The 12,094-nt window shown below is 71.3% G+C and carries 9 protein-coding genes and 1 tRNA gene; 1 reads left to right on the top strand and 9 read right to left on the bottom strand.

Annotation, left to right across the window (positions count from 1 at the left end):
- Positions 1-34: 34 nt before the first annotated feature.
- The 9 genes from rpmE to ABZY33_RS18460 form a co-directional block, all read right to left on the bottom strand.
- On the bottom strand, positions 35-256 hold the full coding sequence (rpmE, locus tag ABZY33_RS18500) for a 50S ribosomal protein L31 (RefSeq protein WP_356492649.1): 222 nt from the start codon (positions 254-256) through the stop codon (positions 35-37).
- Positions 257-379: 123 nt separating this feature from the next.
- Positions 380-1,492 (bottom strand): LCP family protein, encoded by a 1,113-nt coding sequence (locus ABZY33_RS18495; RefSeq protein WP_356492648.1) that lies wholly within the window; start codon positions 1,490-1,492, stop codon positions 380-382.
- 305 nt (positions 1,493-1,797) lie between these two features.
- The gene (rho, locus tag ABZY33_RS18490) at positions 1,798-3,882 is read right to left on the bottom strand and encodes a transcription termination factor Rho (protein ID WP_356492647.1); all 2,085 of its coding nucleotides are present in this window, start codon (positions 3,880-3,882) and stop codon (positions 1,798-1,800) included.
- 403 nt (positions 3,883-4,285) lie between these two features.
- Positions 4,286-5,212 (bottom strand): homoserine kinase, encoded by a 927-nt coding sequence (thrB, locus tag ABZY33_RS18485; protein WP_356492646.1) that lies wholly within the window; start codon positions 5,210-5,212, stop codon positions 4,286-4,288.
- Between the two features lie 363 nt (positions 5,213-5,575).
- On the bottom strand, positions 5,576-6,634 hold the full coding sequence (thrC, locus tag ABZY33_RS18480; protein ID WP_356492679.1) for a threonine synthase: 1,059 nt from the start codon (positions 6,632-6,634) through the stop codon (positions 5,576-5,578).
- A 14-nt stretch (positions 6,635-6,648) separates the two neighbouring features.
- Positions 6,649-7,995, bottom strand: a complete 1,347-nt coding sequence (locus ABZY33_RS18475) for a homoserine dehydrogenase (RefSeq protein WP_356492645.1) — start codon at positions 7,993-7,995, stop codon at positions 6,649-6,651.
- Between the two features lie 163 nt (positions 7,996-8,158).
- On the bottom strand, positions 8,159-9,550 hold the full coding sequence (lysA, locus tag ABZY33_RS18470) for a diaminopimelate decarboxylase (protein WP_356492644.1): 1,392 nt from the start codon (positions 9,548-9,550) through the stop codon (positions 8,159-8,161).
- A 27-nt stretch (positions 9,551-9,577) separates the two neighbouring features.
- A complete protein-coding gene (nrtL, locus tag ABZY33_RS18465; protein WP_356492643.1) occupies positions 9,578-10,789 on the bottom strand; it encodes an ArgS-related anticodon-binding protein NrtL in 1,212 nt (403 codons plus the stop codon).
- A gap of 256 nt (positions 10,790-11,045) precedes the next feature.
- The gene (locus ABZY33_RS18460; RefSeq protein ID WP_356492642.1) at positions 11,046-11,588 is read right to left on the bottom strand and encodes a response regulator; all 543 of its coding nucleotides are present in this window, start codon (positions 11,586-11,588) and stop codon (positions 11,046-11,048) included.
- Between the two features lie 182 nt (positions 11,589-11,770).
- Between ABZY33_RS18460 and ABZY33_RS18455 the strand changes: the two genes are divergently transcribed.
- Positions 11,771-11,842: transfer RNA gene (locus tag ABZY33_RS18455), tRNA-Arg, on the top strand.
- The last annotated feature ends 252 nt before the right edge of the window (positions 11,843-12,094 follow it).

Raw genomic sequence — 12,094 nt, 5'->3', positions numbered from 1 at the left:
GATCGGGGCACCGGAGACCGGCGCTGAAGCCTCGCTACTTGTTGGCAGCGGCAGCCTTGCCGAAGCGGGCCTCGAAGCGGGCCACACGGCCACCGGTGTCGAGGATCTTCTGCTTGCCCGTGTAGAACGGGTGGCACTCGGAGCAGACCTCGGCACGGATGGTGCCGGAGTCGATGGTGCTCCGCGTGGTGAACGAGGCGCCACAGGTGCAGCTGACCTGGGTCTCGAAGTACTCGGGGTGAATGTCGCGCTTCAAGGTGTCTCCTAGGTTCGGGAGGGCGCCGGGTCGCTGACGCGGAATTGCGGGAGCGTGAACCGGAGCCGACGGACCAGTCTGCCAGGACTGGCCGCATCTCCCAAAACCGGGGTACGTCCGGATCTATTCCCCGGGCTGTTCGACGACGCCGTCCGCGGTGCCGGCGGCGGTGCCCCGGCCCGCCGACCTGGGGACGGCCCGGTCGGCCTTCAGCGCCTTCCAGACCTGGTCGGACTTGGCCCGGTCGACCAGGACCCGGTTGGCGTCGGCGGTGTCGTACTGCACCGGCAGCGTCACCATGTTCATGTCGTTCGCGCCGAGGCCCTTGAGCCCGTTCGCGAACGAGGTCAGGTCCTTGACGGAGGCCAGCTCGGAGTCGGTGGTCACGGTCTTGGTGGCGGTGTCCGCGAGGTCGTACAGCTTCTTGGGACTGCTGAGGACGCCGACGTGCTTGATCTGGTCCATCAGGGCCTTCATGAACGCCTGCTGGAGCTGGATGCGGCCCAGGTCGCTGCCGTCGCCGACGCCGTGCCGGGTCCGGACCAGGCCGAGGGCCTGCTTGCCGTCGAGCTGGTGGGCGCCGGCGGAGAGCTCCAGGTGGCTGTCCGGGTCGTCGATGGCCTTGCGGGTGGTGACCTGGACGCCGCCGAGGTCGTCGACCAGGTCCTGGAAGCCGCTGAAGTCGACCTCGACGTAGTGGTCCATGCGGATGCCGCTCATGGCCTCGACGGTCTTGACCGCGCAGGCCGCGCCGCCGGTGGAGTAGGCACTGTTGAACATCGCGTCGTGCTGCGCCGGGTGCTCGGTGCCGTCCTTGTCGGTGCAGGAGGGCCGCTCGATGAGGGTGTCCCGGGGTATGGAGACGATGCTCGCCTTTTTGTGGCCCTGGTAGATGTGGACGACCATCGCGGTGTCCGAGCGGGCGCTGCCGTCGTCGGTGCCGCCGCCCGCCTTCTTGTTGCTGCCGGCGCGGCTGTCGGAGCCGAGCACGAGGATGTCCTGCGAGCCGTTGTCGACGTTCTCGGGGCGGTCGGCGCCGAGGGCCTGGTTGATGTCGACGCTTTTGATGTTGCCGTTCAGCTTGACGTACACGTACCCGAGGCCGGTGCCGCCGAGGACGGCGACGCCGGCGGCGCTCCAGGCCACGACGCGCAGCGCTCTGCCCCGCCCCGGGCGCGGCTTGCGGCGGCGGCCCTTGGCGCGCCGGCGCCCGGGCTTGCTGTCACGGTCGGGCATGGGCTCCTCGCAGATCTGTGCTTCTTCCGGTCCGCTTTGCTCTTCACTCGGTGTGACGGCGAACCGGCATGAAGGGTTGCACAGCACGGTGTGCGCACAGTGGGACGAATCGGCGACGGAACGTAGCAGGACCACTCTCCCGCACCGCTCTCACCTGCGGCTTTGTGGGCGCGGACCGCATGCTTCTCCCAGGGGCCGGATCCTTGTGTCTGTGGTGAAGGTCTCGGACGCAAACGAAAGGGCTGGGCCCCGCCGCGTCTGCGGCGGGGCCCAGCCCTTCGTACGGAACCCGGTTCCGGGAAGCGTCAGTCGTTGCCGTTGCCCGGCGCCGGCGTCGTCTTCTGGATCTGGAGCAGGAACTCCGCGTTGGACTTCGTCTGCTTCATCTTGTCGAGGAGCAGCTCGATCGCCTGCTGCTGGTCGAGCGCGTGCAGCACGCGGCGCAGCTTCCAGGTGATCGCGAGCTCGTCGCTGCCGAGCAGGATCTCTTCCTTACGGGTACCGGACGCGTCCACGTCCACCGCCGGGAAGATGCGCTTGTCGGCGAGCTTGCGGTCGAGCTTGAGCTCGGCGTTGCCGGTGCCCTTGAACTCCTCGAAGATCACCTCGTCCATGCGCGAGCCGGTGTCGACCAGCGCGGTGGCGAGGATGGTCAGCGAGCCGCCGTCCTCGATGTTGCGCGCGGCGCCGAAGAAGCGCTTGGGCGGGTAGAGCGCGGTCGAGTCGACACCGCCGGAGAGGATGCGCCCGGAGGCCGGGGCCGCCAGGTTGTACGCACGGCCCAGACGGGTGATCGAGTCGAGCAGCACGACGACGTCGTGGCCCAGCTCCACCAGCCGCTTGGCGCGCTCGATGGCGAGCTCGGCGACCGTGGTGTGGTCCTCGGCCGGGCGGTCGAAGGTCGAGGAGATGACCTCGCCCTTCACCGACCGCTGCATGTCGGTGACCTCTTCCGGACGCTCGTCGACCAGGACGACCATCAGGTGGCACTCGGGGTTGTTGACGGTGATCGCGTTGGCGATCGCCTGCAGGATCATGGTCTTGCCGGTCTTCGGCGGGGCCACGATCAGACCGCGCTGGCCCTTGCCGATCGGCGCGACGAGGTCGATGATCCGGGTCGTCAGGACGCCCGGGTCGGTCTCCAGGCGGAGCCGGTCCTGCGGGTACAGCGGGGTGAGCTTGTTGAACTCGGGGCGCCCGCGGCCGGACTCGGCCGCCATGCCGTTCGCCGAGTCGAGCCGCACCAGCGCGTTGAACTTCTCGCGGCGCTCGCCGTCCTTGGGCTGGCGGACCGCACCGGTGACGTGGTCACCCTTGCGCAGGCCGTTCTTGCGGACCTGGGCGAGGGAGACGTAGACGTCGTTGGGGCCCGGGAGGTAGCCCGACGTACGGATGAAGGCGTAGTTGTCGAGGATGTCGAGGATGCCCGCGACGGGAATCAGGACGTCGTCCTCGGAGACCTGCGGCTCGTTGCCGAAGCCCTGCTCGTCGCGGCCGCGCCGGCCACGGCGGTCACGGTAGCGGCCCCGGCGGCCGCGGCGGCCGCCCCCGTCGTCGTCGTAGCCGTCGTCCTGCGGGCCGTTGCCCCGGTCGCGGTCCGGCCGGCCGCCGCCCTGCTGCTGCCGGCCGCCGCCCTGGTCCTTGTTGCCCTGGCCGCCCTGGCCGCCCTGGTCCTCGCCCTTGCCCCGGCGGTCGCGGTCGCGGTTGCCCCGCTCGCCGCGCTCACCGCGGTCGCCGCGCTCACCGCGGTCCCGGCGGTCGCGCCGCTCACGGCGGCCGTCGCTGTTCTCCTGGCCGCCGCCGTCGCCCTTGGGCTCGGCGCCGTCCTGCTTGTCCTGCTTGGGCTCGGTCTTCACGTTCGTCGCCTCGGCCGTGACGGTCTCCGGGCTGCCGCCCTCCGAGGTGGCACGGCGACGGCGCCGCTCACCCGCGGGCTGCTCGTCCCCGGCGCCCTGGCCCGGGATGTCGATCTGCTGCTGCGCGGCGGCCTTCTTCGCCTTGGCGGCGGCGCTGTCGCCGGCCTCGGCCTTCTCCGCCTTGCCGCCCGCGGTGGCCTGCGCGGCGTCGGCCGCGGGCTCCTCGCCGGTGCGGGCCTTGGAGGTGGCCCGGCGCTTCGGCTTCGTCTCGGCGGCGTCGGCGCTCTTCGCGGAGGCGCCGCCACCCGACTGCGCCTCCTTGATGACCTCGATCAGCTGGCTCTTGCGCATGCGCGCGGTGCCCCTGATACCGAGGCCCGATGCGACCTGCTGCAGCTCGGCCAGCACCATGCCGTCAAGGCCGGTACCGCGGCGCCGCCGGGCAGGCGCAGCGGAGGCATCCCCTGCGGACGCGGCGGGCGCGGCAGCGGAGCTGTCGGCAGTCACGCCCATCAGATCGGTGGTGTCGCTCACGAAGGGTCCTTCCCTGGAGCGGGCGTCGGCCTGTCTGGCTCGGCGACCGGTCGTGCTGTCCGGCGGTGGTCCTGCCTGTACGGACCGTGCCGGGGCGGTTGTCCGCCGATGAGGCGGAAGAATTCATTGGTGACGGCGCTTCGCGATTCCGCGGGTGCACTGGATATCTGTGTCACGCGGCTCGGTCACGCCGGTTCCGGAGCATGCTCGCCGGCCTTCAGCACCGCGTCCCCGCAGAGAAGGACGCTGTACGGAAATGCTGGGGAGGCTCCCGGAAGAATGGTTGTCCCTGACGGGGACACACAGCACCTCGCCATGGTGAGGTCGGGTGCAGACTTGAGGTTAACACTACCGGATCCAACAAACATTCCCCCTCTCGTCATCCGGCAACCGTTGTTCGCGATCAATCGGGGTTCGAGCCGAGCGGCAGGACCGTGGCCCCGCCGGCGTCGAGGGGCAGCCGGTTCGCCGCCCAGCCCTCCCCGGCCAGCCGGGCGACCTTGTCGGCCGCCCCGTCCTCCACCAGGGCGATGACCGTCGGGCCCGCCCCGGAGATCATCGCGGGCACGCCGTCGGCCCGCAGCCGCTCCACCAGCGCGGCGCTCTCCGGCATGGCCGGCGCCCGGTAGTCCTGGTGCAGACGGTCCTCGGTGGCCGGCAGCAGCAGCTCGGGGCGCCGGGTGAGGGCCTCGACGAGCAGGGCCGCCCGGCCCGCGTTGGCGGCGGCGTCCACGTGCGGCACGGTGCGCGGCAGCAGGCCGCGCGCCATCTCGGTCAGGACCGGCTTGCCGGGGACGAAGACCACCGGGACGACGGCGGGCGAGGCGTCGAGGCGGACCGCGCGGCCCGCGCCGGACTCCGTCCAGGCGATGGTGAAGCCGCCGAGCAGGCACGGCGCCACGTTGTCGGGGTGGCCCTCGATCTCGGTGGCGAGTTCGAGCAGGGCCGCGTCGTCGAGCCGGGCGTCGCCGCCTATCGTCACGGCGCGCGCGGCGACCACCGCCGCGACGATGGCTGCGGAGGAGGAGCCGAGGCCCCGGCCGTGCGGGATGCGGTTGGCGCAGACGATCTCGAGGCCGCGCGGCTGCCCGCCGAGCAGGTCGAAGGCGGTGCGCAGGGCCCGTACGAGCAGATGCGACTCGTCGCGCGGCAGGGTCTCGGAGCCCTCGCCCGCGATGTCGATGTGCAGCCCGGAGTCGGCGACCCGGACGACGACGTCGTCGTAGAGCCCCAGCGACAGGCCGAGGCTGTCGAAGCCCGGGCCGAGGTTGGCGCTGGTTGCGGGGACGCGCACCCTGACGGCGGCGGCGCGGAACGCGGGACCGGCCATCGCTCGATGACTCTCCTTGAGCTGCGGGACGTTTCGGGAACTTCGAAGACGGCGGGACTGACGAGATCTGCGAGAGGTACGACGGTCGAGGTGTTCGAGAACTTCCGAGACTTCCGATGTCTTGTGCTGCGTACGTCGGCACCCGGGCCGCGAACGACGGAGCCACGGCGGGAGACGCCGGAGAACGACGGAACGGCGGCGGCACCGCGGCATATGCGGCGGGCGGGTTCGGTACAGCCTATCGAAGGAAGGTTCTGTGGCGACATAGGGCGCACAAGAGGCGCACGATGCGTGTCGTAAGCCCCCTGTGCACCCCCGCGGTCGCCGCGCCCGGCCGACGGGCGCCCGGCGCGGCGGACGCGGTCAGGCGAGACCGAGGCGCGACGCCGCGGCGGACGCGTCGACCGGCACGGTGACCGGCTGCGGAGCGCCGGAGACGGCCCAGTCGGGGTCCTTGAGACCGTTGCCCGTGACGGTGCAGACGATCCGCTGGCCCGGGTCGACCTTGCCCTGCTCGGCCGCCTTCAGCAGACCGGCGACGGACGCGGCCGACGCGGGCTCGACGAAGACACCCTCCTGGGACGCCAACAGCTTGTAGGCGCGCAGGATCTCACGGTCCGTCACCTCGTCGATGAAGCCGCCGGACTCGTCGCGCGCGGCGAGCGCGAAGTCCCACGAGGCCGGGTTCCCGATGCGAATCGCAGTCGCGATCGTCGAGGGGTCCTTGACGATCTCGCCGCGCACGATCGGCGCGGAACCGGACGCCTGGAAGCCCCACATACGAGGTGTACGCGACGCGACCGAGTCGGCGGCGTACTCCTTGTAGCCCTTCCAGTAGGCCGTGATGTTGCCCGCGTTGCCGACCGGCAGGACGTGGATGTCGGGCGCGTCGCCGAGCGCGTCGACGATCTCGAACGAGGCCGTCTTCTGGCCCTCGATGCGGAACGGGTTGACCGAATTGACCAGCGCCACCGGGTAGTTCTCCGACAGGCTCCTGGCCAGGTTCAGGCAGTCGTCGAAGTTCCCGTCGACCTGGAGGATCTTCGAGCCGTAGACCAGGGCCTGGCCCATCTTGCCGAGCGCGATCTTGCCGCGGGGCACGAGCACGGCGCAGACCATGCCGGCGCGCACGGCGTAGGCCGCGGCGGACGCCGAGGTGTTGCCGGTGGAGGCGCAGATGACGGCCTGCGCGCCTTCCTCCTTGGCCTTGGTGATGGCCATGGTCATGCCGCGGTCCTTGAAGGAACCGGTCGGGTTGGCGCCCTCCACCTTCAGGTGGACCTCGCAGCCCGTGCGCTCGGAGAGCACCTGCGCCGGCACGAGCGGCGTGCCGCCCTCGCGCAGCGACACGACCGGCGTGGTGCCGGTCACCGGGAGCCGGTCCCGGTACTCCTCGATGATGCCGCGCCACTGGTGGGTCATTCCGGTCATCGCTGCTACTCCCCTTCGACACGCATGATGCTGGCGACACCGCGCACGGTGTCGAGCTGACGCAGCGCGTCCACGGTCCCGGTGAGGGCCGCGTCCGCCGCGCGGTGGGTGACGACGACGAGAGACGCCTCGCCGCCCGCCCGTCGTCCGCCACCACCCTGTTCGATGGCGGCTTCGTCGCCGCTGCTCTTCCGTACCGACTGCCGCACGGTGTCGATGGAGACACCGTGCTCGGCGAAGACGGTCGCCACCTGGGCGAGCACACCCGGCTTGTCGGCCACGTCGAGGCTGATGTGGTACCGCGTCACGGAGTCGCCCATGGGTGAGACGGGCAGTTGCGTGTACGCGGAGTCGCCGGGTCCCGTCGCGCCGTTGAGGCGGTTGCGGCAGACGGCGACGAGGTCGCCGAGAACGGCGGACGCGGTGGGCGAGCCGCCGGCACCGGGTCCGTAGAACATCAACTGCCCGGCCGCCTCGGCCTCGACGAACACGGCGTTGTACGCGCCGCGCACGGAGGCGAGGGGGTGGTCGAGCGGAATCATGGCGGGGTGCACGCGCGCGGTGACCGAGCCCCCGTCGGCGGCCCGCTCGCAGATGGCGAGCAGCTTGATGGTGCAGCCCATCTCCTTCGCGGACGCGAAGTCGGCGGCGGTCACCTCGGTCATGCCCTCGCGGTACACGTCGTCGAGGCGGACGCGGGTGTGGAAGGCGATGCCGGCCAGGATGGCGGCCTTGGCGGCCGCGTCGAACCCCTCGACGTCGGCGGTCGGGTCGGCCTCGGCGTACCCGAGCGCGGTGGCCTCGTCGAGGGCTTCCTGGTATCCGGCGCCCGTGGAGTCCATGGCGTCGAGGATGAAGTTGGTCGTCCCGTTCACGATGCCGAGGACGCGGTTGACCTTGTCCCCGGCGAGGGACTCGCGCAGCGGCCGGATCAGCGGGATCGCGCCGGCCACGGCCGCTTCGTAGTACAGGTCGCGGCCGTGCTCGACGGCGGCCGCGTGCAGGGCCGCGCCGTCCTGGGCGAGCAGCGCCTTGTTGGCCGAGACGACGGAGGCGCCGTGCTCGAAGGCGGTGGTGATCAGGGTCCGCGCGGGCTCGATCCCTCCGATGACTTCGAGCACCACGTCGATGTCGCCCCGTTTGACGAGGGCGGTGGCGTCGGTGGTCACCAGGGCGGGGTCGATGCCCTCGCGCACCTTGGAGGGGCGGCGCACAGCGACTCCGGCGAGCTCCAGCGGAGCACCGATACGGGCGGCGAGGTCGGCGGCGTGCGTCGTCATGATGCGCGCCACCTCTGAGCCGACTACCCCGCAGCCCAGCAGCGCCACCTTCAGCGGACGCGTACGCATCATCCGACCTCGTTTCCTCTACTACTTCCGCCGCCGCGCCTGCTCGCGCGGTTCTCTACGGTCTTCGGTTCTCTACGGTTCTCTACGGTTCTCTAACGGTGCAACCAGTCTCACCCACCGGACCGGGCTTTCTGTCCCCGGTCCGGATGATGAGACAGATATTTCATCATCCGACGTCGAGACGCAGGAGATCTTCCTCCGTCTCGCGCCGCACGATCACCCGGGCCTCGCCGTCGCGCACGGCGACGACCGGCGGGCGCAGCGCGTGGTTGTAGTTGCTGGCCATGGAGCGGCAGTACGCGCCCGTGGCCGGGACCGCGATGAGGTCACCGGGGGCGATGTCCGCCGGCAGGAAGGCGTCCTTCACGACGATGTCGCCGCTCTCGCAGTGCTTGCCGACGACGCGGACCAGCATCGGCTCCGCGTCGGAGCGGCGGGAGACGAGGGCGACCGTGTACTCGGCGTCGTAGAGCGCGGTCCTGATGTTGTCCGACATGCCGCCGTCGACGGAGACGTACGTGCGCAGCCCGTCGAGCGGCTTGACCGTGCCGACGGTGTAGAGCGTGAAGGCGGTCGGCCCGACGATGGCGCGCCCCGGTTCGACGGAGATCCGCGGCGTCGCCAGCGAGGCCGCGTCGCACTCGCGCGTGACGATCTCCTCGAGCGCCTTGGCGATCTCCTGCGGCTCGCGGGGGTCGTCCTCGCTGGTGTACGCGATGCCGAGGCCGCCGCCGAGGTCGATCTCCGGCAGCTCGACGCCGTGCTCGTCGCGCACCTCGGCGAGCAGGCCGACGACGCGGCGGGCGGCGACCTCGAAGCCCGCCATGTCGAAGATCTGCGAGCCGATGTGCGAGTGGATGCCGATGAGTTCGAGGCCATCGAGCTTCAGGGCCCGCCGCACGGCCTCCGCGGCCTGGCCGCCGGCCAGCGCGATACCGAACTTCTGGTCCTCGTGCGCGGTCGCGATGAACTCGTGGGTGTGCGCCTCGACGCCCACGGTCACCCGGATCTGCACGCGCTGACGCTTGCCGAGGCTGTCGGCGATGTGCGCGACGCGGACGATCTCCTGGAAGGAGTCGAGGACGATGCGCCCGACGCCGGCCTCGACGGCGCGCTCGATCTCCTCCTCGGTCTTGTTGTTGCCGTGGAAGGCGATGCGCTCGGCGGGCATCCCGGCGGAGAGGGCGGTGGCCAGTTCGCCGCCGGAGCAGACGTCGAGGTTGAGCCCCTCCTCGTGCAGCCACCGCACGACGGCGCGGGAGAGGAACGCCTTGCCGGCGTAGAAGACGTCGGCGCCCGGCCCGAAGGCGTCCCGCCAGGCGGCGCACCGGGCGCGGAAGTCGGCCTCGTCGAGGAAGTAGGCCGGGGTGCCGAACTCCTCGGCGAGCCGGGCCACCTCGATCCCGCCGACGCGCACGCCACCGTCGGCGCTACGGGTCACGGTCTGCGCCCACACCTTCGGATCGAGGGCGTTGAGGTCGGTGGGCGGGGCGGTGTAGTGCCCGTCGGGCAGCACGTCGGCGTGACGGGGGCCTGCGGGGTGTGCGGAACGGCTCATGACTGCGGGGCGCTCTCTTCGTCTTCTCTACAGGTGTGCGGGGGCGTCGATGCCGAGCAGGGTCAGGCCGCCGGCCAGCACCGTCCCGACGGCTTCGGCGAGCGCGAGCCGGGCGCGGTGGGCGGCCGAGGGTTTCTCCTCACCCTGGGGCAGCACGGTGGCGTCGAGGCGCGCCAGAAAGAGACCGGCGACCTCGACGAGGTGCCGGGCGAGCCGGTCCGGGGCGCGGTGGCGGGCGGCGTCGCGCAGGACGCGGGGGTGATCGGCGAGGGCGGCGAGCAGGTCTTCCTGACCGTGCACGGCACCGGGCTCGGCGCTGAACCCCAGGTCGGCGGCGTTGCGGCGCAGGGCGTGGGTGCGGGCGTGTGCGTAACGGACGCGGAAGAGGGGGTTGCTGTCCCGCTGGAGGAGGTGCGGGTTGTCCCGCTGCTGGTCGCCGAGGTGCGGGGGGTCGTGCGGAGCGGGATGGAGCAGGGCCCAGCGGGCGGCGTCGCGGCCCAGGGAGACGGGGTCCAGGGCGGGGGGGCCGGCGGGGGTGCGGGGGCGGGCTGGGGTGGGGCGGATGGTGAGGGTGCCCGGGGTGTCTGGGGTGCCCGGGGTACGGGTGGCGGCGTCGACCTCGACGCCGAGGATCCGGGTCCACTCCGGGCGGGGCGCGGCGTCGCAGCTCGTCCGTACGGGGGTGCCCTGGGAACGCAGGATGCGGGCGGTGGCGTCCATGACGACGAGGGCCCGGATCTCGTGGGGGGCGTGGAGCGGGACGGGGTGGGGCTGGGGGGTGGGGGGTGTGTAGGGGGCGGGCCCATCGGGGTCGGGCCCGCCGAAATGATCAGGCTCATCGTGCTCATCGTGCTCATCGTGCTCATCGTGCTCATCGTGCTCATCGGCGAACCCGTAGCGGGGGCCGCTGCGCAGGATGCGGGTGACGAGGGCGGAGGCGGCGGAGTCCCGCAGGCGGAGGTTGAGGAACCCGGGGCCGGTGACGCTGACACCGGCGATGCCCTCGCTCTCCCCCAGATAGACCTTGAGGACCTCGGCGACGTGCCGCGGGGGCCGACCGGCGGGCCGGGCGAGCTGCAACGCGGCGTTCGTGGCGTAATCCCCGTACCCGCCGGGCCGGGGCCGCTCCACGACGATCCGCCCGGCACCCGGCTCCGCCGCGGCAGCATCGAGCTCACCATCGTCGACCGCGCGCCGCACGGCACGCAGGACGGTGTGGGAGAGCTCTGCGGGGGTCACGGGGTCAAGCGTAGGGGAGGAGGGGGGTGGGTAGGCGAGTTCATTTGGCGGATGGTCCGGGATACGGACGGGTGGGCGCCGCCCGGGGCCGGATCAGGCTCGGCCGGGGTGGGGGGATCGGCGGGGGTGGGCCGGGCTCGGCTCGGGGTGTAGGGCGTCGGTAGATCGGCCGCACGCCGGGAGCGGGCTGGGTGACGGGGAGAGGCTGACGGGCGACGAAGTCAACCGAATGCCGAACGGAAACCTCATCCAGACCTCAGCTGTCCGCGATACCGCCGGCGCCGGAGCCGGCGCCACCGCCACCGTCCTCCTCCACCGCGGCGACGGTCCCACCCTCCGAGGAGACCGATGACGCGGAGGATGCAGAGGCGAGGGAGGCAGGGGACGCGGGCGCTACGGGAGATGTGGACGCCGACGCGGAACGCCCCTGCGCACACAACTTCCGTACAACGCCCACGAGTTCATTGGGCTCGAAGGGCTTGGCGAGGAAGGCGTCGACACCGGCTTCGAGCCCGCTCTCCACTTCGTACTGCGAACTCGCGCTGACGACGACGATGGGGAGCCCGCTGGTCCGCGCGTCCTCGCGCAGGTACGCGGCAGTACGCATACCGTCGAGACGCGGCATGACCACGTCCAGCGTGACGACATCGGGCCGCACCTGATGCACCACGTCCAGGCATTCGGCACCATCGGCCGCGGTCACGACCTCGAAGCCCTCAAGCTCGAGGTTGACCCTGATCAGTTGCCGGATGACCTTGTTGTCGTCGACAACGAGGACCCGGCCGGTAGCGCCTGGCACAACTCGAGAGTAGGTCGGCACCGGCCACCGCGTCCGGGTTTTCCCCACTTCCACCCCGTACAGGGGAACTGGGCCGCCCCCACCCCCTCCCCCGGGCCCGCTCCCGGCCCGTAATACCTGTTCATGAGGACCCCGGATGAGCTGGTAGGGTTCTACCCGTCGCCGCACACCAAGCGGCACACGCCCCCGTAGCTCAGGGGATAGAGCAACGGCCTCCGGAGCCGTGTGCGCAGGTTCGAATCCTGCCGGGGGCACCTCTCATGAGGTGCCCAAAGACCCCGTCACCAGCGGAAACGCTGAGGCCGGGGTCTTCGCGTATGTGCAGGCAGATGCAGTCCGAAGCGGCTCCATGTCAGGGTCTGTGGACGAGGCGTGGACGGGATCTTGAGGCATTCCCGCAGGTGACGCCGCGCATCGAAGCCAAGCAGCTGTGCCGCTCGCTATCGTCGTCCCGGCATTGGATGGCGCCGCGGGTGGGAAGCCTGAGCGTTGCTCAGTGCTGTCGC

This window comes from Streptomyces sp. NPDC006552 (assembly GCF_040611655.1).
Classification (GTDB): domain Bacteria; phylum Actinomycetota; class Actinomycetes; order Streptomycetales; family Streptomycetaceae; genus Streptomyces.
This window is presented reverse-complemented; position numbering and strand designations above follow the sequence as displayed.